The 21,603-nt window shown below is 42.9% G+C and carries 23 protein-coding genes; 13 read left to right on the plus strand and 10 right to left on the minus strand.

What is annotated here, in order from left to right:
- The first annotated feature begins 64 nt into the window (after positions 1–64).
- A complete protein-coding gene (locus HDC92_RS13505) occupies positions 65–937 on the plus strand; it encodes a 1-aminocyclopropane-1-carboxylate deaminase/D-cysteine desulfhydrase (protein WP_183875241.1) in 873 nt (290 codons plus the stop codon).
- Between the two features lies 1 nt (position 938).
- Here HDC92_RS13505 and HDC92_RS13510 read toward each other — a convergent pair whose 3' ends face one another.
- Positions 939–1,496: an NADPH-dependent FMN reductase gene (locus HDC92_RS13510; RefSeq protein WP_183875243.1), complete on the minus strand. Its 558-nt coding sequence runs from the start codon at positions 1,494–1,496 to the stop codon at positions 939–941.
- A 172-nt stretch (positions 1,497–1,668) separates the two neighbouring features.
- Between HDC92_RS13510 and HDC92_RS13515 the strand changes: the two genes are divergently transcribed.
- From HDC92_RS13515 to HDC92_RS13540, 6 genes are all read left to right on the plus strand, one after another.
- Positions 1,669–2,142 (plus strand): carboxymuconolactone decarboxylase family protein, encoded by a 474-nt coding sequence (locus HDC92_RS13515; protein ID WP_012781377.1) that lies wholly within the window; start codon positions 1,669–1,671, stop codon positions 2,140–2,142.
- A gap of 54 nt (positions 2,143–2,196) precedes the next feature.
- Positions 2,197–2,535: a YciI family protein gene (locus HDC92_RS13520; protein ID WP_183875245.1), complete on the plus strand. Its 339-nt coding sequence runs from the start codon at positions 2,197–2,199 to the stop codon at positions 2,533–2,535.
- A gap of 45 nt (positions 2,536–2,580) precedes the next feature.
- Positions 2,581–3,807 (plus strand): RNA polymerase sigma factor, encoded by a 1,227-nt coding sequence (locus tag HDC92_RS13525; RefSeq protein WP_183875247.1) that lies wholly within the window; start codon positions 2,581–2,583, stop codon positions 3,805–3,807.
- A gap of 115 nt (positions 3,808–3,922) precedes the next feature.
- On the plus strand, positions 3,923–5,263 hold the full coding sequence (gene gdhA, locus HDC92_RS13530) for an NADP-specific glutamate dehydrogenase (protein WP_012781374.1): 1,341 nt from the start codon (positions 3,923–3,925) through the stop codon (positions 5,261–5,263).
- 69 nt (positions 5,264–5,332) lie between these two features.
- Complete coding sequence (gene lat, locus HDC92_RS13535) at positions 5,333–6,664, plus strand: L-lysine 6-transaminase (RefSeq protein WP_183875249.1); 1,332 nt, start codon at positions 5,333–5,335, stop codon at positions 6,662–6,664.
- Entirely contained in the window at positions 6,664–7,068 is a 405-nt protein-coding gene (locus HDC92_RS13540) for a hypothetical protein (protein ID WP_012781372.1), read from the plus strand. Before lat ends, HDC92_RS13540 begins: the two co-directional genes overlap by 1 nt.
- A gap of 3 nt (positions 7,069–7,071) precedes the next feature.
- Here HDC92_RS13540 and HDC92_RS13545 read toward each other — a convergent pair whose 3' ends face one another.
- From HDC92_RS13545 to HDC92_RS13560, 4 genes are all read right to left on the minus strand, one after another.
- Complete coding sequence (locus tag HDC92_RS13545; protein WP_183875251.1) at positions 7,072–8,433, minus strand: acyl-CoA dehydrogenase family protein; 1,362 nt, start codon at positions 8,431–8,433, stop codon at positions 7,072–7,074.
- Positions 8,434–8,500: 67 nt separating this feature from the next.
- Positions 8,501–9,217: a bacillithiol biosynthesis deacetylase BshB1 gene (gene bshB1, locus HDC92_RS13550; RefSeq protein WP_183875253.1), complete on the minus strand. Its 717-nt coding sequence runs from the start codon at positions 9,215–9,217 to the stop codon at positions 8,501–8,503.
- Positions 9,218–9,232: 15 nt separating this feature from the next.
- Positions 9,233–9,709, minus strand: coding sequence for a glutathione peroxidase (locus tag HDC92_RS13555; RefSeq protein ID WP_012781369.1), 477 nt, complete (start codon positions 9,707–9,709; stop codon positions 9,233–9,235).
- Between the two features lie 5 nt (positions 9,710–9,714).
- On the minus strand, positions 9,715–10,332 hold the full coding sequence (locus HDC92_RS13560) for a DUF4294 domain-containing protein (RefSeq protein WP_012781368.1): 618 nt from the start codon (positions 10,330–10,332) through the stop codon (positions 9,715–9,717).
- Between the two features lie 238 nt (positions 10,333–10,570).
- On the opposite strand from HDC92_RS13560, the gene HDC92_RS13565 reads away from it, so the two are divergent.
- From HDC92_RS13565 to HDC92_RS13580, 4 genes are all read left to right on the plus strand, one after another.
- Positions 10,571–12,778 carry a RelA/SpoT family protein gene (locus tag HDC92_RS13565; protein WP_012781366.1) on the plus strand — a complete coding sequence of 736 codons (2,208 nt, stop codon included), beginning with the start codon at positions 10,571–10,573 and terminating at the stop codon, positions 12,776–12,778.
- Positions 12,779–12,841: 63 nt separating this feature from the next.
- Complete coding sequence (locus HDC92_RS13570) at positions 12,842–13,336, plus strand: Fur family transcriptional regulator (protein WP_012781365.1); 495 nt, start codon at positions 12,842–12,844, stop codon at positions 13,334–13,336.
- 34 nt (positions 13,337–13,370) lie between these two features.
- On the plus strand, positions 13,371–14,648 hold the full coding sequence (locus tag HDC92_RS13575) for an adenylosuccinate synthase (protein ID WP_012781364.1): 1,278 nt from the start codon (positions 13,371–13,373) through the stop codon (positions 14,646–14,648).
- Between the two features lie 69 nt (positions 14,649–14,717).
- On the plus strand, positions 14,718–15,971 hold the full coding sequence (locus HDC92_RS13580) for an anthranilate synthase component I family protein (RefSeq protein WP_183875255.1): 1,254 nt from the start codon (positions 14,718–14,720) through the stop codon (positions 15,969–15,971).
- Positions 15,972–16,001: 30 nt separating this feature from the next.
- On the opposite strand, the gene HDC92_RS13585 is transcribed toward HDC92_RS13580, so the two are convergent.
- Genes HDC92_RS13585 through HDC92_RS13600 form a run of 4 tightly spaced genes read right to left on the minus strand, consistent with a single transcriptional unit; the run spans position 16,002 to position 18,764 of the window.
- A complete protein-coding gene (locus tag HDC92_RS13585) occupies positions 16,002–16,829 on the minus strand; it encodes a M48 family metallopeptidase (RefSeq protein ID WP_012781362.1) in 828 nt (275 codons plus the stop codon).
- A 9-nt stretch (positions 16,830–16,838) separates the two neighbouring features.
- Complete coding sequence (gene plsY / locus HDC92_RS13590; RefSeq protein WP_183875257.1) at positions 16,839–17,486, minus strand: glycerol-3-phosphate 1-O-acyltransferase PlsY; 648 nt, start codon at positions 17,484–17,486, stop codon at positions 16,839–16,841.
- A gap of 3 nt (positions 17,487–17,489) precedes the next feature.
- Positions 17,490–18,332, minus strand: a complete 843-nt coding sequence (gene nadC / locus HDC92_RS13595) for a carboxylating nicotinate-nucleotide diphosphorylase (protein WP_012781360.1) — start codon at positions 18,330–18,332, stop codon at positions 17,490–17,492.
- Between the two features lie 36 nt (positions 18,333–18,368).
- Positions 18,369–18,764: a DUF4783 domain-containing protein gene (locus HDC92_RS13600; RefSeq protein ID WP_143715706.1), complete on the minus strand. Its 396-nt coding sequence runs from the start codon at positions 18,762–18,764 to the stop codon at positions 18,369–18,371.
- Positions 18,765–18,899: 135 nt separating this feature from the next.
- On the opposite strand from HDC92_RS13600, the gene gpmI reads away from it, so the two are divergent.
- Positions 18,900–20,420, plus strand: a complete 1,521-nt coding sequence (gpmI, locus tag HDC92_RS13605) for a 2,3-bisphosphoglycerate-independent phosphoglycerate mutase (protein WP_012781358.1) — start codon at positions 18,900–18,902, stop codon at positions 20,418–20,420.
- Positions 20,420–20,947 carry a hypothetical protein gene (locus tag HDC92_RS13610; protein WP_183875259.1) on the plus strand — a complete coding sequence of 176 codons (528 nt, stop codon included), beginning with the start codon at positions 20,420–20,422 and terminating at the stop codon, positions 20,945–20,947. The genes gpmI and HDC92_RS13610 overlap by 1 nt, the downstream gene beginning before the upstream one ends.
- Positions 20,948–20,957: 10 nt before the next feature.
- On the opposite strand, the gene HDC92_RS13615 is transcribed toward HDC92_RS13610, so the two are convergent.
- The gene (locus HDC92_RS13615) at positions 20,958–21,584 is read right to left on the minus strand and encodes a tetratricopeptide repeat protein (RefSeq protein ID WP_012781356.1); all 627 of its coding nucleotides are present in this window, start codon (positions 21,582–21,584) and stop codon (positions 20,958–20,960) included.
- Positions 21,585–21,603: the final 19 nt, after the last annotated feature.

Consider the following 21,603-nt stretch of genomic DNA (forward strand, 5'->3'; position numbering starts at 1 on the left):
TTAAAAAGATTTATTTTAAACAATAAGTATAGCTGTAGCGTAAAAGGGATTTATATTTGCCAGCATGTTTGCAGATATACATAGCCCCTTACAACCCTTAAATTTCTTTCATGGCTATCAGGTACTGGTAAAAAGGGATGATCTGATTGATCCTTTTATATCGGGGAATAAGTGGCGCAAACTGAAATACATTTTAGCCGAAGCTGACCGGACCGGAAAAAATCACCTGGTTACCTTTGGTGGTGCCTATTCCAATCACCTGGTAGCTACCGCAGCCGCCTGTGCCAGGAATGGCTTACAAAGTACCGCCTTTGTACGTGGAGAAGCAGTTGAAAATGAAATGCTCCTGCTATGTAAACTTTATGGTATGCAACTGCGGTTTACCGACCGCTTAAGTTACCAGAATAAACCTTTATTATTTGACCGGTATTTTGGGGGCGACCATGCCGCTCTTTTTGTTGACGAGGGCGGTGCAGGCCCCCATGCGGTGAAGGGCTGCGCAGAAATTATTGCGGAATTGCCTGCAGATACAAGTCATTTATTTTGTGCCGCCGGAACCGGGACTACGGCAGCTGGTTTACTAAAAGGCATACAGGCTGCTCAGCTAAAAACCATATTGCATGTGGTTCCCGTGCTAAAAGGCGACGATTTTATTAGCCCTGAAATTTTAAAATATACAGGTCCTGACCATCGGCTCAGGGTACATACCGGATACCATTTTGGTGGCTATGCCAAAACAAGTCCGGCTTTAATTGAATTTATAAAGTACTTCATTGCACATACCGGCATTATGATAGATCCGGTTTATACTTCAAAAATGTGCTATGCATTGGCTGATCTGCTGAAACATAACCATTTCAAACCTGATGATAAAATAGTAGCCCTTCATACCGGCGGCTTACTAGGCCTGCTGGGCATGAAAGAGAAATTTCATTAGATCATGTCATTCTTTTTTTTGCTTCAATACACCACAGCAGTTCATTTATAAATACAATAGCGCGCTTATCTGTTGCAGCCTGATCAGCGGGCTGGCCACTTTCATCAAATGTTTCCTGCACCTTTGGCACAGGGAACATGGCAGGAACTGTCCAGGCCCCTATTTTCCATAAGGAAAACTGTATAGAGGCCATCACCTGTGCCCCGCCAAAGGGGCCGGCAGAATTGGTACAGATGGCAACAGGCTTTTTACGCCATTCATCATACAGCAGATCGACCACATTTTTTAAACTTGCCGGATAGCCACCATTGTATTCCGGCGTAACGATAAGCACTCCGTCAGCAGCTTTAATTTTTGCAGCAAAATCCAGCATCTCCGTAGTCGGGTTTTCAAAAAAACGCAGGCGTTCTTCAAAAATGGGGAAATCATATTCCTGCAGGTCCAGAATTTCGACCGAAGCCAGGTTTTCCGATTCTATGAATTTTTTGAAATACAGGGCGGTGCGGTGACTGTTGCGCCCTTTTCTTACACTGGCGGATAGGATGGCAATATGTGGCATTTCTTTTCTGATTAGGGTTTAACACTAAATATCGTGTTTTTTCTTGACAGCCGGTATGCCTGATGATCAGCCTTTTATATTTTATTTAAAAAAAAATTAAGCTTGCTGTCCAATTTCTTTAAAGCCATGCATTATGGTGGTATAAATCAATAAATTTAAAAACAACAATAACATGGAACAGAGAATCAATGCCTTCGAAAAAGGTCAGCATGCAATGAAAGCAATGTACGGTATAGGTGCTTATCTGAGCAAATCATCAATTGAACCGAAACTTTTACACCTGCTTTATTTCAGGGTATCGCAAATCAATGGCTGTGCATATTGCCTGGATATGCATTCTAAAGACCTGCGTGCAGCGGGAGAAACAGAACAGCGCCTGTATGTGCTGGATGCCTGGAGAGAGGCCCCCTTGTTTAGTGAGCGCGAATGTGCAGCCCTGGCATGGGCAGAAGCAGTAACCCGGATAAGGGATGGCAATGTAGCCGATGAAGTATATGAAAGGGCACGCAAACAGTTTTCTGAAGAAGAACTGATCGACCTGACACTAGGCATTACAACCATTAATACTTATAACCGCATCAATATTGCTTTCCGTACGGTTGCCGGCAGTTATACCGTAGGCCAGCATAAAGTACAGGTAAAATAAATAGCAGTACAACAGATCAAATTCATATCTTCAAACATTATAAAAACAAATAGGATGAAAGATTTCGTATTCATATTTCGCCAGGCCGATTCGGGACAAAACAGTGTTTCAGCCGAAGAGGCGGACACCATTAACAAGAAATGGAACGACTGGATAGGCGGGATAGCTGCACAGGGAAAATTAAAAAATCACGGCGCCCATCTGGACCCGGCTGGTAAAGTACTTAAACCAGGTGGCGTAGTTACCGATGGCCCTTTCGTTGAGATCAGGGAAAGATTAGGTGGTTTTATTGTGGTTACAGCCGACACTTTTGATGAGGCAACTACATTGGCGCATGGCTGTCCGGCCCTGGAGGCGGATGGCAGCGTTGAAATAAGGCCTATTTTTGCTTAAATTATAGCGCAGCCGTGTTCAGCTACGGCTGCGCTGATCATTTGGATGGAACAGGAATTTCTAAAGCATTTATTTCAGCAGGAGTTTTCGAAAATGGTTGCTGTAATCAGCAGGCGCTTTGGCCTGCAGCACATAGAAACAGCAGAAGACATTGTGAGTGAAACATTTTTGCTGGCTACGGAGACCTGGGGAACAAAAGGGCTGCCGGCAAATCCGGCGGCATGGCTGTATACTGTAGCCAGGCAAAAGACCCTTTCCTATTTCAGGAGAAATAAAATTTTTGAAGACAAGGTAATTCCCGAAATCCGGCGTAAACAAGAACTGCCGGACCAACCTGAAGTATTGAATTTCTCACAACAAAATATTAAAGACAGCCAGCTGCAAATGCTCTTTGCGATATGTATGCCAGCAATTGCCAGTGAGGCACAAATAGGCCTTGCATTGCGCATCCTTTGTGGCTTTGGTATCGATGAAATTGCAGAAGCTTTCCTGTCTAACAAAGAGACCATTAACAAAAGGCTGTTCAGGGCCAAAGAAAAGCTGCGTTCCGAGAAGATCCAGCTGGTATTTCCTCCTGAGAATGAAATCACCAAACGTCTGGACAATGTGCTCCATATCATCTATCTGCTGTTTAGCGAAGGTTATTATTCCAAAACCCAGAACCAGATCCTGCGAAAAGAACTTTGCATCGAAGCCTTACGTTTGGGCTTAATGCTTACGGAATACGAAAAGACCAATCTGCCAAAAACAAATGCCCTTATTGCCCTGATGTGTTTCCACGCTTCACGTTTTGATGCCCGGCGAAATACTGAAGGCGAGCTGGTTTTATACGAAGAGCAGGATGAAAAACGCTGGGACACAGCACTCATCAACCAGGGCATCCATTTTTTGAACTTATCTGCCAGTGGCAAAGAATTGAGCTCTTACCACCTGGAGGCCAAAATTGCTTATTGCCATTGCAGCAAAGAAGATACTGCAGAAAAATGGGAAGAGATCTTACAGCTTTATAACCAGCTTTTAATGATCAGCTATTCTCCTGCTGCTGCACTGAACAGGACATTTGCCTTATACAAGGCAAACGGAGCAGAACCGGCCCTGAGGGAAGCAGAAAAGTTAAAACTTGAAGACAACCATTTCTATTTCGTATTGCTGGGAGAACTCTATAAAAACATAGACAAAAGCAAAGCGATGAACTGTTTTGAAAGGGCACTGGCACTGGCAAAGACATCGGCAGAGCAACAGCTCATCCGTCAGAAAATAAAGGAGCTATAAAAAATGATCAAGGATGAGATTAATTATAAAAATCTCTTTTTTACACTATTATTTTTTAAAAAAAACTATTTTTAGCCGACAAACAATAAAAAAAACCTAAAAATTTAAACGAGCAATGAATAATTTGATAAAGGAGTTCATGGATAAACTTGAACTCAGGAATGCACATGAACCAGAATTTTTACAGGCAGTATTTGAGGTAGCAGAATCAATTATTCCGTTTAGTGAAGAAAATCAAAAATATAAGATCCATAAAATTTTAGAACGCATTGCTGAACCGGAACGGGTGATCATATTTAGGGTACCCTGGTTAAATGATAAAGGCGAAGTAGAAGTGAACCGTGGTTTTAGGGTACAGATGAATAGTGCCATAGGCCCGTATAAAGGAGGCTTGCGTTTTCATCCTTCGGTAAACCTGAGTGTATTGAAGTTTCTGGCATTTGAGCAGGTTTTTAAAAACAGTTTGACCGGACTGCCAATGGGTGGCGGAAAAGGTGGTGCTGATTTTGATCCGAAAGGAAAATCAGATCATGAGATCATGAAATTTTGCCAGAGCTTTATGACCGAACTGTATAAATATGTTGGCGCTGACATGGACGTTCCGGCCGGAGATATTGGTGTAGGTGCCAGAGAGATCGGCTATTTATTTGGGCAGTATAAACGCATCAGGGGTGAGTTTACAGGAGTGTTAACCGGCAAAGGACCTGAATGGGGCGGTAGTTTGATCAGACCTGAAGCAACCGGCTATGGCGTAGTTTATTTTGTAGAAGAAATGCTGAAGCTTAGGGGCGATTCGCTGAAAGGTAAAAATGTCATCATTTCGGGATCAGGAAATGTTGCACAGTATACGGTAGAAAAATGTATTGAAGTTGGCGCCAAAGTACTTACCATTTCAGATTCAGATGGTTATATATATGACCGGGCGGGAATTGACAAGGAGAAGCTTGCTTTCATTATGGACCTTAAAAACAACCGCAGGGGACGCATCAAAGAATATGCAGATAAATTTAACTGCGAATTCTTTGCCGGCCAGAAACCATGGAGCGTAAAATGTGACATTGCATTTCCGAATGCTACACAGAATGAACTGGACGAGGCAGATGCCGTTTTGCTAACGGAAAATGGCTGTTTTTGTGTAGCTGAAGGGGCAAACATGCCAACTACACCTGCAGCCATACACGTATTTGAAAAGGCTAAGATATTATATGCGCCAGGTAAGGCCGCAAATGCAGGTGGTGTAGCGGTTTCCGGACTGGAAATGTCCCAAAATTCTTTACGCTATTCATGGGGACGGGAAAAAATAGACATCAAGCTAAAACTGATCATTGAACAGATCCATCTTGCCTGCGTGAAATATGGCAAAGAACCAGATGGCTATATCAATTACGGCAAAGGGGCCAATATTGCCGGATTTGTTAAAGTAGCTGATGCAATGATTGCGCAGGGAATCGTGTAAAACTAAATGGGCCGGATTTGTTAATTTGGCGGTTTTAGTTACATTTGGAATACACCAAGAACAGAATTTATGTATCAACTCACTGTAGCTCCCGATAAGGTAAACGAAACGCTAAGCAAACACATTCTGGCTGATGGTTTTGATTTGACTTACGACATGGAAAAAAGTCAGGGGGCTTATATTTATGATTCCAAATATAACCGTAAGCTGCTCGATTTTTTTACCTGCTTTGCTTCGGTCCCTTTAGGTTACAACCATCCTAAAATGATCAATGATGAAGCTTTCAAAAGTAACCTTTTACAGGCAGCACTGGCCAACCCTTCCAACTCTGATGTATATACGCAGCAGTATGCACAGTTTGTAGATACATTTTCTAAACATGGTATTCCTGAATACCTGCCCCATGCTTTTTTTATTGCCGGCGGTGGACTGGCTGTTGAGAATGCCATTAAGGTAGCGATGGACTGGAAGGTGCAAAAGAATTTTGCCAAAGGCTATAAAGAAGAAAAAGGCTTTAAGGTTTTACATTTTGAAAAAGCCTTTCATGGCCGTACCGGTTATACTTTGAGCCTGACCAATACCCTGCCTGATAAAACCAAATGGTTTGCCAAGTTCGACTGGCCAAGGGTGTCGGTACCCACAGTTAAATTTCCTTTACAGGCTGAAAACTTAAAACTGGCCATCGAAACTGAAGAGACCTCAATTGCCCAGATTAAACAGGCTTTTGCCACACATAAAGATGATATCTGCGCCATTATAGTAGAACCTGTACAATCTGAAGGGGGCGACAACCACCTGCGGGAAGAGTTTCTGGCACGTCTGAAAAGTATTGCTGATGAGCAGGATGCCTTCCTGATCTATGATGAGGTACAAACCGGAGTTGGCCTGACCGGCAAATTCTGGTGCCACCAGCATTTCAGCGAAAAAGCACGTCCGGATATTATCGCCTTTGGCAAAAAGATGCAGGTATGTGGCATACTGGTTGGCCATAAGGTGGAGCAGGTGGAAGGTAATGTTTTTAAAGTTCCTTCGCGCATTAACTCTACCTGGGGTGGTAACCTGGTAGATATGGTACGTTCTTCACAGATCCTGCAGATTGTAGCGGAAGACAATTTATGTGACAATGCCGCTGTAGTTGGCCGTTACTTGCAGGAGCAGCTGGAACAGCTTGCTGCTAAATACGATAAAATGGGCAATGTGCGAGGAAAAGGTTTGCTTTGTGCCTTCGATTTTGCCAGTAAGGCCATGCGTGATGCCTTTATACAAAAAGGAATGGAAAACAATGTGATGTTTTTAGGCTGCGGGAACCAGACCATACGTTTCAGGCCGGCCTTATGTATAGAGAAAAAACACATTGATGAAGGTATGGCAGTGATGGAACGTATATTACCTGCCTTATAATGGGTAATAAAAAACTGAACACCTTTTTAGGGATATTGGTTGTAGTTTTAGTGGTATGGATGATCAGGGGTACCTTTATGCAGCCCGGCATCAGCAGCCTTAAAGGTGGGTTTACAGAAGTAGCCCATTACCGGAACGAGAACAATACCGGCCCGATACAGCATGTTTTTACCGTTACGGTAAAAGATACGGCGGCGGCCCAGCTTGAGGCCTATGGCAACTTTATGCCCCACCATAAGGGCGGTAATACCAAAGTTTATTTCTTTGCAGCAGGAAATCCAGTGCCGGATGAGCTATATCCGGGAAAGCCGAACTTTGACCCGGCATTTAATCCTTATTGCATTGCCCTGTATGAGAAAACAGCTATGGGCAATGCAAGTATTGAAAAAAATCCTTTCAGATAAAGTCTATACAAATGCGGAAAAGCCAGTAATGGCCCGCCCCACAATCAAGGTATTGATCTCTTTCGTACCTTCATAGGAATAGATGGCTTCAGCATCGGCTACAAAGCGGGCGACATCGTATTCCAGCAAAATACCGTTGCCACCCATTACTTCACGGGCCCTGCTTACTACATCCCTTGTGCGCATTGAACAAAATACTTTAGCCAGCGAGGCATGTTCATCGGTCAACAGGCCCTGGTCCTGCAGTTGCGAGAGCCTGAAACACAGGGTTTGCATAGCGGTAAGGTTAGACAACATTTCTACCAGGTGATTCTGGATCAGTTGATAAGAGGCAATGGGTTTGCCAAACTGTTTCCTGGTCCGCGTATAATTTAAAGCACTTTCATAAGCACCCCTGGCACAGCCCACAGCCTGCCAGGCTACTCCTGCCCTGGTCATTTTTAACACTTTGGCTGTATCCTTAAAGGAATTTGCATTTTGTAGGCGGTCTTCCTCATCTACCTCACAATTGGTTAAGGTAATCAGACCGTTTTGGACAATACGCAGAGCCATTTTGTCCTGCATCTTTTCTACTGCAAAGCCTTTGCTCCCTTTTCTTACCAGGAAGCCCTTAACCTGGTTATCGTCAACATCTCTTGCCCAGATTACGGTAATGTCTGAAAACGTGGCATTACCTATCCATTTCTTTTGTCCGTTCAACAGCCATTTATTTCCCTGCCTTTTGGCTGTGGTGGTTAAGCCCCCTGCAACACCAGAGCCTACTTCAGGTTCTGTTAAGCCAAAGGCCCCAATAATTTTCATCTGCTGCATATCCGGTAACCATTGCTGCTTCTGAGCTTCCGAACCCAATAAATAGATAGCGCCCATGGCCAGTCCGCTTTGTACGCCAAAAAAGGTGGACATAGAGGTATCCACATGGGCCATTTCCATGGCCAGCATGCCCTCCATCAGGTTAGATTTACCCGGACAGCCGTAGCCCTGATAGGTTAAACCACAAATGTTCAACTCAGCAATTTTAGGGATCAGCTCAAATGGGAATTCCGCTTTGAGCCAGTATTTGTTCACCACAGGTTTTACTTCCTTTTCTAAAAACGTCCTTACCTTTAGCTGCAGGGCCCGGTCTTCATCTTTTAAGGCCTCCTCTCCGAGTTGATAAAAATCGCCCTCAATTGGTGGCAGTTCCCTTTTTTTACCCTGGCCGCCCATCATTTTCATCAGCCCCTGTAACTGGGTCTCATCCAGGTTGGAAACAGAATCAACCATTTTGGTGAGGTCTACTTTTTTAGATAAAGCTTCCAGTTTCCGGAAGTCTACATGTTTAAAAAGAGTATAAGCATTTTTTAAGGAAGAGAAAATATTGGCCATAGTAAATTGTTTAGAATAAAACAGAATATACCACTTTTTGTTGGCCCGGCCTCAATTTTTACCAAAACTAGCTCAGGTTAAACAGGTTGTCAACCCCTAAAAGCTTACGTGAAGTAAATCCTTCACCATAAGTACCCCCAACGGTTTTGCCAAATTCCCTTGCACGGCCAATTACACTCTCAAAAAACTCCGGCGAGGAGATATAAGTATCCGGTGCGTCGAGATCAGGATTGAAAAACTGGGTTTTGAAGGCTTTAATGGCAGCCAGTTTGGTTTCAAAATAAGGCGTGATGTCTACAATTACATCCGGTTTAATGTAACGGTCCTGAATGTACTGCAACACTAGCCGCGGGCGCCAGGCCCCTTGTGCAGCCCCATCCAGTGCTGTATTTATTTTGGCCAGGCCCGATAAAAAACAGGCCTCTTCGGCCAGATCCCCTGCCCGGCCATGATCCGGGTGCCGGTCATGCAGTGCATTGGTCAGCACGATTTCGGGCTGGTACTTACGGATCATCCTGATCACTTCCAGCTGATGGGCCTCGTCGTTCTTAAAAAAACCATCCCTGAACCTCAGGTTCTCACGTACATGCAGGCCCATAATCTTCGCCGAATCCGCAGCTTCTTCGTCACGGGTTTCGGCAGTACCCCTGGTACCCAGTTCGCCCCTTGTAAAATCAATTATCCCAGCTTTTTTGCCCATGGCAATGTGTTTTACAATCGTTCCTGAACAGCCCAGTTCAGCATCATCCGGATGGACAGCGAGCACCAATAGATCTAACTTCATAAAGTTCTTTTTAATTTAAAGCAAGCGTTGAATTTTCTTCTTCACTTTGGAAGAAAGCGGCTTGGTGAAGGGAAAAAAATAATCTACCACCTCGCCTTCCTTATTTACAAGGTATTTGTGAAAGTTCCAGCGTGGCGTAGCCGTTTGTGTTAAAAATTTAAACAGAGGGTGTGCCTGCTCACCCCGGACCATAATCTTTTCAAAAACCGGAAAGTGTACACCATAATTTGCTTCACAAAAATTACCAATGGCTGCCCCCTCTAAAGGCTCCTGCCTGCCAAAATCGTTAGAGGGAAAAGCCAGTACCTCGAAATGTTCTGTCCCAAATTGTTCCCTGAGTTCCTGTAAATCCTTTAACTGCGGAGCAAAACCACAGGCTGAAGCAATGTTTACAATCAGCAGCACTTTGTTTTTATATGCAGAAAGGTTCTTTTCAGCCCCATTAATAAGTTTCACCTTAAACTGGTGTATGCTTTTAGATTGGTCAGACATAGTTTCTATTGATAAAACCCAGAGGAAACGATAATGGATTCGATGTCCCTATCTTCCTGCGGGCTATATGTGCTTTTCAGGTTGTGGCCTACCACCCTTGCAACCGATTGGTACAGGAACGCAGTAACCCCTCCTTTTGTTTCTTTTATAATATCGTAGGTAGTTCTGCCCAGCTCCCTGTCTATAAGTTTGGTTAAAATTTGTCCCTGGGTAATTGTCAGTTCCTTAATCTCCCTGTTAAACATTTCCTTGATCTCTTTATCACACTGCTTAACCAGTTTTTTCTGTTCCTTTTTTTCCGTTGTCAGTGCCAGGTCCCTTTCCAGCTGCTCATATCTTCTTTTGGCAAATAAGGCATAAGGCATCACCTTCATTACATTATAACGCAACCTGTTAAATGCAGCCCGGTCCGCCGGCGATTTAAAGAGCCGCATGGCAAAGATCTCTACTTCATTAAGCGGAATCCAGGGGATCATTTCTCCGTTGTCATTTGTTGAGGCCACCCTGATCGTATCATTCTTTCCCAATACCGGCATTTTAACAGGCACAGTGCTTACCTGCGCTTTAGCGGAAGCACCTGAAATAATGACAATTGAAAGAATAAACAGCCTATAAAAATTCATAATTTTATACCCAGGCAAATTTAGGGCTAATTTTATATTTTTGTTCCTTTACTGATCTAATATACCCATTTAACGATAAACGGGTATAATTTTTACGTAAATAATACAAAATGACAATTGACCAACAGCAATGGGGTAATACCCCTAAAAACCCCGCTGTATGGATTATTTTACACAATGCCATAGAAAAACATTATATTAAGGGGATCAACTGTTAACGAAAAACAAAGGAATATAAATGAAGAATGCATTAGTTATTGATTTAGAAGCAGAAAAGCAGGAGATACTGAAAAGATACCGTGCCCTTTTGCGTGCTTGTAAGCCAACAATGCAAAGAGGGGATAAAAAGGAAATCAGGAAGGCTTTTGACATGGCATTGGAGAGCCATAAAAACATGCGGAGAAAATCCGGGGAGCCTTACATCTATCATCCAATTGCTGTGGCCCAGATTGCAGCAGAAGAAATTGGGCTGGGCACCACGTCCATAGTATGTGCGCTATTGCACGATGTGGTGGAAGATACAGACATTACGCTGGAGGACATTGAGCGGGAGTTTGGTAAAAAGACAGCAAAAATTATTGATGGGCTGACAAAGATCTCGGGCGTTTTTGACTATAACAGCTCTTTGCAGGCAGAGAATTTCAGAAAAATGTTGCTGACCCTGGCAGATGATGTAAGGGTAATCCTGATTAAACTGGCCGACCGGCTGCACAACATGCGTACCATGGATTTTATGCCGAGGCAAAAACAGCTTAAAATTGCATCTGAAACCATTTACCTGTATGCACCACTGGCACACCGTTTAGGATTGTACGCCATTAAATCTGAGCTGGAAGACCTTTCCATGAAATACCTGGAACCGGATACCTATAAGTACATTGCCACTCAGCTGAACGAGAAAAAAGCAGAACGGACACTGTTCATCAAAAGATTTGTGGAACCGATCAACGAGATCCTGGCAGAACAGGGCCTGACAGCTGATATCTATGGCCGGCCAAAGTCCATCCATTCCATATGGAATAAAATGAAAAGCAAAAACATACCTTTTGAGGAAGTATATGACCTTTTTGCCATCAGGATTATTCTGGACAGCCCGCCTGAAAATGAAAAAGCAGATTGCTGGAAAGCCTATTCCATTGTGACCGACCTTTACCGGCCTAATCCCGACCGTTTGCGCGACTGGGTATCATCGCCCAAAGGAAACGGATATGAATCGTTACATACCACAGTAATGGGCCCTAAAGGGCAATGGGTTGAAGTACAGATCCGTACACAGCGCATGAACGAAATTGCAGAGAAAGGCTTTGCTGCGCACTGGAAATATAAAGAGTCGAGCAACGACAACGGACTGGATCAGTGGATCATGAAAGTAAGGGAAATGCTGAACAACCCGGAAGCCAATGCCTTAGATTTTCTGGACGATTTTAAAATGAACCTCTTCTCGGATGAGATCTTTATTTTTACGCCCAAGGGGGCTTTGCTCCAGCTGCCATTGGGCGCTACTGCGCTCGATTTTGCCTTTGAGATCCATACAGATGTAGGCGCAAAATGTATCGGGGCCAAGGTGAACCATAAACTGGTGCCCCTGTCTTATAAATTGCAGAACGGCGACCAGGTAGAGATCATTACCTCCAGCAAGCAATCGCCAAAAGAAGACTGGCTCAATATCGTTGTTACTGCCAAGGCAAAATCAAAGATCAAATCTTCTTTAAAAGAAGAAAAGAGAAAAATTGCCGAACTGGGCAAGGAAACACTGGAACGTAAGCTGAAATCATTAAAGATCACCTACAATACCGATAATTTAAATAAACTCAGCTACTTCTTTAAACTGCCTTCTACCCAGGAACTGTTTATTGCGGTGGCAAAGGGAAAAATTGAATTAAAAGACCTGAAAGATTACCTGGCCAGTGAAAAGGAAATAGAGAACCGTGGTGCCGAGAAAAATGAGCACCAGCAGATAGATGCGCTGCTGAACAAGGTAAAAGGACCTGAATCGGACATTTTACTGATTGGCGAAGACCTGCAAAAAATAGATTATACACTGGCAGCCTGTTGTAACCCAATTCCGGGTGATGATGTTTTTGGTTTTGTAACCGTTAATGAAGGCATAAAAATACACCGCACCAATTGCCCGAATGCGGCACAGCTGATGGCGAACTATGGTTATCGGGTGGTTAAAGCAAAATGGAACAGACAAAAAGAGCTTACTTTCCTGACCGGGCTGCACATTATAGGTATTGATGATGTGGGGCTGATCAATAACATCACCAAGGTGATCTCGAACGATTTTAAGGTAAATATGCGCTCTATAACTGTAGACACTGATAATGGGATCTTCGATGGCTCTATCATGATCTTTGTAAACGACAAGGACCACCTGGACAACCTGATTAAAAATCTGTTAGAAGTTAAAGGGGTAACTGGAGTTACACGTTTTGATGCCTAAAAATAACAATAAATCATAGCGTTTATATAAAAAATTGATACCTTTGAAAGGAGTTTAAAAACTATGTCGACAAACCACAACAGCGAGTTGGTTAGAAAAATATTCGAAGCCTACCTCGAAAATAAAAGTCTCAGAAAAACACCGGAGCGTTTTGCCATCTTAGAAGAAATTTACTCAAGAGATGACCATTTCGATGTAGAGACCCTTTACATCCACATGAAAAACCAGAAATACCGTGTAAGCAGGGCTACAGTATACAATACTTTAGAGTTGCTGGTTTCGTGTGACCTGGTTACCAAACACCAGTTTGGTAAAAACATGGCCCAGTTTGAGAAATCTTACGGTTACCACCAGCACGACCACGTGATCTGTATTGATTGCGGCAAAGTTGTGGAATTCTGCGATCCGCGTATCCAGCAAATCCAGAGTATGGTAGGTGAACTGCTGAAATTTGACATCAAGCACCACTCTTTAAATCTTTATGGCGTTTGTTTTGATTGCTCTGCAAAAGCATCAATGAACAATCAAACTGCCGCAGGTATTAAGCATGCAAGTTAACCAATTATAATATTTCCATTTTTAAATTTAAATAATGACGCAAGTAGACGTGCTTCTGGGCCTGCAATGGGGCGACGAAGGCAAGGGAAAAATTGTTGATGTACTGAGTCCGCAATATGATTTGATAGCTCGTTTTCAAGGCGGTCCGAATGCCGGCCATACTTTAGAGTTTGATGGCAAAAAATTCGTTTTAAACACCATTCCTTCCGGGATTTTCAATGAAAAAACAATGAACCTGATCGGAAATGGTGTGGTGATAGATCCCATCATTTTAAAAAGGGAACTGGATAACCTGAAAAAAGCAGGTCATGATCCTGTTGCCAAAGGCAAACTGGTTATTGCCCGCAAAGCCCACCTGATTTTACCTACGCACCAGTTGCTGGATGCAGCAAACGAACAAAAAATGGGTAAAGATAAAATTGGTTCTACCCTGAAAGGAATTGGCCCTACTTATATGGACAAAACCGGCCGCAACGGATTAAGGGTTGGCGACACTACCCTTCCTGATTTTAAAGAACGTTACAACAAGCTGGTTGAAAAACACAAAGAAATACTTTCTCATTATGAGTTTGAATACGATCTTACAGAGAAAGAAGCAGCCTTCTTTGAAGCCATAGAATTTATTAAAAATATTCCGCATGTAGATAGCGAGCATTTCGTAAATGGCTATCTGAAAGAAGGAAAGACCGTACTGGCCGAAGGTGCCCAGGGCACCTTGCTGGATGTGGATTTCGGCTCTTATCCTTTTGTAACTTCTTCTAATACCACAACTGCCGGTGCATGTACCGGATTGGGTATTGCACCAAACAAAGTGGGCAGTGTATATGGCATTTTCAAAGCCTACTGCACACGTGTTGGCGGTGGCCCCTTCCCTACAGAACTGGATGATGAGGTGGGCGAAACCCTGCGTAAAGTTGGCCATGAATTTGGGGCAACAACCGGACGTGCACGCCGTTGCGGGTGGATTGACCTGCCTGCATTAAAATACGCCATTATGCTGAATGGGGTTACGGAACTGATCATGATGAAGGCTGATGTACTGGATGGTTTTGATACCATTTATGCCTGTACACATTATGAGCACAATGGGGAAACGATCGACTATATGCCCTATGACATCATTACAGTTAAACCAAAACCTGTGTTAAAAGCAATAGAAGGCTGGAAAACTGATGTCACCAAGGTAAGCAAGGTTGAAGAAATTCCGGCTAAACTGGCAGATTACATTGCTTTTCTGGAAAAAGAACTGGAAGTTCCTGTTAAGTACCTCTCTGTTGGACCAGACAGGGTACAAACATTAATATTGAACTAATTTTATATACATAAATTAGCAAAGGGCAGCCATTGGCTGCCTTTTTTGTTCTACATTTGCGCAAATAAAATGAGCCTGCAGGATTTATATTCATTTAAGCAAAAAGCGCTGACCTGGGCCAGTTCCTTTGAAGTATGCTGTGTGCTCGATTCCAACGACTATACCGACCCTTACAGTGCATTTGATCTGATACTGGCAGTAGGGGTAAAAGAAGAGTTAAATGCGCGGTCTGAAGATAAGTTTACGGAACTGAAAGCATTTTACGAACAACACAAAAGCTGGATGTTTGGCTTATTGAGTTACGACCTGAAAAATGAGGTAGAACAGCTCAGCTCTTGCAATGCTGATCAGCTTGGCTTCCCCGACCTGTTTTTCTTTGTACCACGTTACCTGCTGAGGGTTAAAGACGGAAAAGCAGAAGTACTGGTTGGCGAGCCAGCAATTATTGATACCATTGACCGCATATCCCCGCTTATTGCCCCCTATAATAAAGATATTTCTATACAAAGCCGGATTTCGAAAGAACTGTACCTAAAAACCGTTGAAACGTTACAGCAACACATTGCACGCGGCGACATTTATGAAATTAATTTTTGTCAGGAATTCTACGCCATGCACGCTGCCGTAGACCCTGTAGCCATTTACTGCAAACTGTCAGAAGTTTCACCCACCCCGTTTTCGGGCTTCTTTAAAATAAGAGACCAGTATATCCTCTCTGCCAGTCCGGAAAGGTTCCTTTGTAAAAGGGCCGGTCAGCTGATTTCGCAGCCCATTAAAGGTACAGCAAAGCGAAGCCCGGATAAAGAAGAAGATGCCCGCATTAAAAATAAACTGCGTAAAAATATAAAAGAACAGGCTGAAAATGTGATGATTGTAGACCTGGTACGCAACGACCTGACTAAAAGTGCCATAAAAGGAAGTGTAAAAGTAGATGAACTTTTTGGCATCTACGGCTTTCCGCAGGTTTACCAGATGATCTCTACCATCAGCAGTAAACTGGACCCTGCTGTCCATTTTGTTGATGCCATTAAACAGGCTTTCCCTATGGGCTCTATGACAGGGGCACCAAAGGTTAAAGCCATGGAACTCATAGAAACCTATGAATCCAGCAAGCGGGGTGCCTATTCAGGGGCAATGGGCTATATCAATCCCCAGGGTGATTTCGATTTTAATGTCATCATACGCAGTATATTGTACCATGCTGATACACGCTACCTGTCCTTTCAGGTAGGCGGGGCTATTACCTTTGCATCCAATGCAGCGGATGAATATGAAGAATGCCTGCTCAAGGCATCAGCAATTATCCAAACCCTTAAAACATAAAAAGACAGCCTTAGGCTGTCTTTTTCTCTATCAGTTAACCGGTTTCCCGTTGGTAGATTTATAGTATCGCTGGGCCTCGGGCAAAATCCTTTGTATCTGCGCAATCCTGGTCGCATCACTGGGGTGCGTACTTAAAAATTCAGGTGGTTTTTGTCCGCTTTGCGATGCTGCAGCCATCCTTTGCCAGAAAGCAATAGCAGTTTGAGGGTTATAACCTGCCATTGCCATGAAGATCAGCCCCAGCCTATCTGCTTCGAGCTCCTGGTTACGACCATAACTTAACATCACCAGGGGTGTTCCTACACCATAAAGCGTATTAAATACAGATTGCTTTTTTTCATTGTTGGCTGTAGCCACATTACCTAAAACACCAACCCCCTGCGCAACCATTTGCTGCGACATCCGTTCGGCTGAATGCCCGGCTATGGCATGGGCAATCTCATGCCCCATTACAGTAGCCAAACCAGCATCGTCTTTTGTAACGGGCAACAGGCCTGTGTAAACGACTATTTTACCGCCCGGCATGCACCAGGCATTTAACTCTTTACTCTGAACTACATTCACTTCCCATTTATAATCTTTGATCAGATCTCCATAGTTATTGTTGTTCATATAATTTTTAACCGATGCGATCAGGGTATTCCCGATCCGCTTTACCCTTTGGGCATCTGCATTAGAGGCCGAGAGCACCGCACCTTTATTTTCCGTTAAAAACTCGTTGTAAGCCTGAAAGGCCATCGGTAATACCTGATCATTGCTAACCAGGTTTAATCTGCTCCTGCCGGTCAGCGGAACTGTAGAGCAGGATGATAGCGCCAGCAATACAGCGGTTGTGCCAACAATCAATAATCTTTTCATAAGTTTTGTTTAATTAGTTTTCTTATTAAACAGATATACTTTGGATTCTTTTCCTTTAAGCAACCGTTCCAGATTTTTCTGATGGGTTACCAAAATCAGGACACATACACACATACCGTACAGTACTTCTGATTTTATGGACGACTGGAATATGAACACTATGCTCAATGGAAAGGTAAAACCTGCACATATAGAGCCCAGAGATACATATTTTGTAATCAACAGGACGGTAATAAATACCAGAACACAAAGCATCGCTGCCGGAAAGTTAACTGCCAAAATCATTCCAAAAAGCGTGGCCACCCCTTTTCCGCCCCGAAATCCTGCAAATATCGGGAACAAATGCCCCATTACAGCAGTTACACCCAATGCAAGTTCATAATTTACAAACTGAGCCGAGTGCTGGGGCCCCGTAACCGACAGGCCTATAAAATAGGCCAGTTTAGTGGCAGTGTACCCTTTTGCAATATCAATGGTCATTACAGCAATACCTGCTCTTTTACCTAATACCCTAAATGTATTGGTTGCACCGGCATTGCCACTGCCATATTCCCTTACATCAACACCATAAAATGCCTGTCCCAGCCAAACCGCAGTAGGAATAGAGCCAAATAAATAGGCCAGGAGAACCGCTGAAATAGAATAGATAGAAATCATAACCTAAAAGGCTTTTAAACTCATGTCTAAACTCTTAACAGAATGAGTTAATGCGCCCATGGAAATGTAATCTACCCCGCAGGCAGCATACTCAGCTACATTTTCTTCTGTAATGCCGCCTGATGCTTCTGAAATGTATTGTTTATTAATGATACCAACGGCTTTTTTCAGGTCGGCGAAACTAAAGTTGTCAAGCAGGATCCTGTTTACACCACCTGTTGCCATCACTTCATTAAGTTCCTGAATATTTCTGACTTCGATCTCTATCTGGAGTTTTTTGCCTTTTTCTGCCAGGTATTGGTTGGCGGCTTTAATGGCATTGCTTATACCGCCGGCATAATCTACATGATTATCTTTGATCAGGATCATATCGTACAGGCCAATACGGTGATTTACACCGCCACCTATCCGCACCGCCCATTTTTCCAGATACCTTAACCCCGGGGTTGTTTTCCGGGTATCCAGTAAGCGCGTTCCGTAACCTGTCAGCAGCGCTACAATATGATGGGTTTTGGTGGCAATCCCGCTCATGCGCTGCATGCAGTTCAATACCAAACGTTCGGCCAAAAGAATAGCGCGCGTATTTCCTGAAACAGTAAGGGCCACATCTCCGTGCTTTACTTCAGCACCATCATGAATAAATACTTCCGTAACCAGGCCTGCATCAACCTGCCTGAATATTTCAAGTGCAAGTTCTACTCCGGCTATAATTCCGTTGTCCTTAATCAGCAGCCTTGCCTGTCCTTTTGCATCGGCAGGAATGGTAGAAAGAGAGGTATGATCGCCATCGCCCAGATCTTCGGCAATAGCATTCTTTATGAATTGATCTATGACTTGTTTATCCAAAATTAATATTTAAACCCAAAAATAGTATTTTTAGCATTATTTATCAGGTTCTATTCTTAATTCTGTAATAAAAAAAGCAGCCCCTGATTTTTTCATGGTGATGGAGACCCTGAATTTACCATTTTTAGTTTGGAGCGAAAGTATACCAAAGCGGAAATTTGGATTGGTATTAATGAGATGGATCACCGTCGATTTCTGGGGTGCATATTTGGTAAAAAAATTTCTTAAAATTTGTTCGGCCTGAGCTTTTGAGTAGACATCCTCCTCATCTATGATGATTAATTCGACAGAAGAAGAGAAGTTTGCCGCGATCTCTTTTGCGTTCCCGGCCTTAAAATGCGCAGATAAATTATCTATAATATCGCCTTGAAGCGTATAAGAGTGGGGGATTTCAAGAAAAAAAACAAACAAAAAAAGTAAGGGCTTTATCATCTCTATATAGCTAATGTTTTGAACGCACATAAACTATGCCATTAATAGATCATAAAACTCAAATTGGTTCAAAAAAAACAAGCAATACCCTTATATTTGTGGTGTCTATCGACACCTTAATTAAAGCAGACGTGAATGAACAATAAAAAGCTAGTACTACTTATTCTTGATGGCTGGGGATACGGAAAAAAAGACAATTCTGATGCAGCTTATGCGGCAAACACCCCTTTTTTTGATTCTTTATTACAAAAATGGCCTAATTCGAAATTAGAAGCCTCCGGTGAAGCAGTAGGTTTACCGGCCGGCCAGATGGGAAACTCTGAAGTTGGCCACATGAACCTTGGTGCAGGAAGAATAGTATATCAGGAACTTGGCCGGATCAATAAAGCGATCAGCGACAGGACATTGCATCATAACCCTGTTTTAACAGCTGCCTTTAGCTATGCAAAAAACAACAATAAAGCGGTTCATTTTATAGGCCTGACTTCTGATGGGGGCGTTCATGCCCACATCAACCATTTAAAGGCTTTGTGTGATGCAGCAACAGAACAGGGACTGAAAGAAGTGTTTGTACATGCCTTTATGGACGGGCGCGATACAGATCCGAACTCGGGGCTAAATTTTATTAAAGACCTGGAGCATTACCTGCAAAATACCTCAGCTAAAATAGCCAGTTTGATTGGCCGTTATTATGCAATGGACAGGGACAGCAGATGGGAAAGGGTTAAACTGACTTACGACCTGCTTACTCAGGGCATCGGGACACCGGCTACAGATCCGGCTATGGCTATTGAACAGTCTTATGCAGCTGGCATAACGGATGAGTTTATTAAACCCGTTGTAGTTACACAGTCCAGCGGACAACCTGTTGCCACTATACAACCTGGCGATGTGGTCATCTGCTTTAACTACAGGACAGACCGTGGCCGCGAAATTACGGCAGCACTTACCCAGAATGATTATCCTGAATTTGGGATGCATAAACTGCCCTTGTATTATGTGACCATGACCACTTATGATGAAAACTTTAAAGATGTAAAAGTCATTTTCACCAAAGATGACCTTTCTGAAACCCTGGGAGAAGTTTTAGAGAAATACCATAAAAACCAGATCCGCATTGCGGAAACTGAAAAATACCCGCATGTAACCTTTTTCTTTTCAGGAGGCCGGGAACAGGTTTTTGAAAACGAAAAAAGGATCATGATCCCCTCTCCTAAAGTAGCTACCTACGATTTACAGCCTGAAATGAGCGCAGCGGGAATTACCGAGGCCATTTGCAAAGAGCTGGAAACCGGCTGGGCAGATTTTGTATGCCTGAACTTTGCCAATCCGGATATGGTTGGTCATACCGGTGTTTTTAACGCAGTAGTTAAAGCTGTTGAAACGGCCGATAGCTGCGCTGAAATTGTGGTAAACAAAGGTCTTGAAAACGGATATTCGTTCATCATCCTGGCCGATCACGGAAATTCTGAATTTATGATCAACGGGGACGGTTCGGTAAACACTGCGCATACCACCAACCTGGTACCCTGTATTTTGGTGGATAAAGATTTCAGCAGTATTGCTGATGGTAAACTGGGTGATATTGCGCCTACCATTTTAAGCATTATGGACATTCCCAAACCGGCAATTATGACTGGTAACAGTCTGGTATAATGAAGAAAAAATTATCATCAGTCCTTGTCTTGTTGTTTTTTTACGGCTGCACACCATCCGTAAAAAAACAACAGGACAATTTAACCTATTTTGACCTTAAAGGATATTTTCAGAAAGAAGCGCAAAGGCTTAAAAAAAACAACCCTGTGCTTACAAAAACCGTATCGGTAAATGGCGCTGCTGAGAAAAAAAAGATCAGAATTGCCGATTGGGAAAAAGAATTTGCCATATTTCTGGATGCTGACATCAACCGGGCAGCATGGGCAGGCCTGTTCAGCACAGAAAAAAGTAAGGAAAGGGAGCTTTACACGTCCAATAATGAAAAGGTACCTGTAAAAGAAGTATTGATCCTAAAAAAGGGTACTCAGCTGTATGGTATACAAATCCTTGTCAGGAATGCCAATGTTTTATACAGTTCTGCAGACACACTATCCTATTACCCCGACAGCCTGTACCAGGTGAAGAAAAAGCAACACATCAAACTGCTTTCTGAAAAAAATTACAGTATCACAGGAAAATTTAAATGATAGCCGCCGGCTATTTTAAACTGGCCACCTGGGCTTTTACATAATCGATTAAAGAAAGTATGTCCTTTCTTTGCGGCTGAACCAATAAAACCTTTTGAAAATCGGCAATAGAATTGTTAAAAAGGGCAATACAGGCCGCTTTTTCGGCTTTTGTTTTAATCTTATACGATTTATAGATGGCGTAGTCCTTGTAGGCCAATGCCCTGTTCTGGAGCAATTGAGGATCTTCTTCCCCATTGATCTCTATGGCTTTGCCAAAATCTTTAATTGCTGCCAGATAAAAGTTCTCTCTTAAGTTATTTAAAGATTCCTTAGGATCGTTGGCTACATTTTGTCTGGCCTTGCCCCTGTAATAATAAGCAGAGTAATCCGAAGGTTTCAGTGTAATCAGATTGCTATAGGTTTTAATTGAGTTTTCAAAATCCCCACATTGAAAATAAGAATATCCCAACATTTTCAGCACAGCTGCATTGTTTGGGCTTTTCGCATCCGCTTTCTCCAGCTGGTTAACAGCTACCTTATAATCGCCCTTCATCATTGCCTGCATACCCAGTTTGTCGTATCCGCTGTTTTGCGCTAAAGTGGTACCTGCAGAAAAAACAAATAACAATAAGATTGTTTGCTTGAAATAGTTCATCAATTTTTATTTAAAAAAT

Origin of the sequence: Pedobacter sp. AK017 (assembly GCF_014200825.1) — a bacterium.
GTDB lineage: Bacteria > Bacteroidota > Bacteroidia > Sphingobacteriales > Sphingobacteriaceae > Pedobacter > Pedobacter heparinus.

What these genes read in the sequence shown, in the direction of transcription:
- plsY (WP_183875257.1), bottom strand. Translation starts at nt 17,486, where the DNA reads ATGATTTCTATCTATTCTATTTCAGCGGTTCTCCTGGCCTATTTATTT.
- HDC92_RS13525 (WP_183875247.1), top strand. Translation starts at nt 2,581, where the DNA reads ATGGAACAGGAATTTCTAAAGCATTTATTTCAGCAGGAGTTTTCGAAA.
- HDC92_RS13520 (WP_183875245.1), top strand. Translation starts at nt 2,197, where the DNA reads ATGAAAGATTTCGTATTCATATTTCGCCAGGCCGATTCGGGACAAAAC.
- HDC92_RS13580 (WP_183875255.1), top strand. Translation starts at nt 14,718, where the DNA reads ATGAGCCTGCAGGATTTATATTCATTTAAGCAAAAAGCGCTGACCTGG.
- HDC92_RS13600 (WP_143715706.1), bottom strand. Translation starts at nt 18,764, where the DNA reads ATGATAAAGCCCTTACTTTTTTTGTTTGTTTTTTTTCTTGAAATCCCC.
- HDC92_RS13545 (WP_183875251.1), bottom strand. Translation starts at nt 8,433, where the DNA reads ATGGCCAATATTTTCTCTTCCTTAAAAAATGCTTATACTCTTTTTAAA.
- HDC92_RS13615 (WP_012781356.1), bottom strand. Translation starts at nt 21,584, where the DNA reads ATGAACTATTTCAAGCAAACAATCTTATTGTTATTTGTTTTTTCTGCA.
- HDC92_RS13515 (WP_012781377.1), top strand. Translation starts at nt 1,669, where the DNA reads ATGGAACAGAGAATCAATGCCTTCGAAAAAGGTCAGCATGCAATGAAA.
- HDC92_RS13505 (WP_183875241.1), top strand. Translation starts at nt 65, where the DNA reads ATGTTTGCAGATATACATAGCCCCTTACAACCCTTAAATTTCTTTCAT.
- HDC92_RS13560 (WP_012781368.1), bottom strand. Translation starts at nt 10,332, where the DNA reads ATGAATTTTTATAGGCTGTTTATTCTTTCAATTGTCATTATTTCAGGT.
- HDC92_RS13540 (WP_012781372.1), top strand. Translation starts at nt 6,664, where the DNA reads ATGGGTAATAAAAAACTGAACACCTTTTTAGGGATATTGGTTGTAGTT.
- bshB1 (WP_183875253.1), bottom strand. Translation starts at nt 9,217, where the DNA reads ATGAAGTTAGATCTATTGGTGCTCGCTGTCCATCCGGATGATGCTGAA.
- HDC92_RS13555 (WP_012781369.1), bottom strand. Translation starts at nt 9,709, where the DNA reads ATGTCTGACCAATCTAAAAGCATACACCAGTTTAAGGTGAAACTTATT.
- HDC92_RS13565 (WP_012781366.1), top strand. Translation starts at nt 10,571, where the DNA reads ATGAAGAATGCATTAGTTATTGATTTAGAAGCAGAAAAGCAGGAGATA.
- HDC92_RS13585 (WP_012781362.1), bottom strand. Translation starts at nt 16,829, where the DNA reads ATGAAAAGATTATTGATTGTTGGCACAACCGCTGTATTGCTGGCGCTA.
- lat (WP_183875249.1), top strand. Translation starts at nt 5,333, where the DNA reads ATGTATCAACTCACTGTAGCTCCCGATAAGGTAAACGAAACGCTAAGC.
- HDC92_RS13570 (WP_012781365.1), top strand. Translation starts at nt 12,842, where the DNA reads ATGTCGACAAACCACAACAGCGAGTTGGTTAGAAAAATATTCGAAGCC.
- HDC92_RS13575 (WP_012781364.1), top strand. Translation starts at nt 13,371, where the DNA reads ATGACGCAAGTAGACGTGCTTCTGGGCCTGCAATGGGGCGACGAAGGC.
- gpmI (WP_012781358.1), top strand. Translation starts at nt 18,900, where the DNA reads ATGAACAATAAAAAGCTAGTACTACTTATTCTTGATGGCTGGGGATAC.
- HDC92_RS13610 (WP_183875259.1), top strand. Translation starts at nt 20,420, where the DNA reads ATGAAGAAAAAATTATCATCAGTCCTTGTCTTGTTGTTTTTTTACGGC.
- HDC92_RS13510 (WP_183875243.1), bottom strand. Translation starts at nt 1,496, where the DNA reads ATGCCACATATTGCCATCCTATCCGCCAGTGTAAGAAAAGGGCGCAAC.
- gdhA (WP_012781374.1), top strand. Translation starts at nt 3,923, where the DNA reads ATGAATAATTTGATAAAGGAGTTCATGGATAAACTTGAACTCAGGAAT.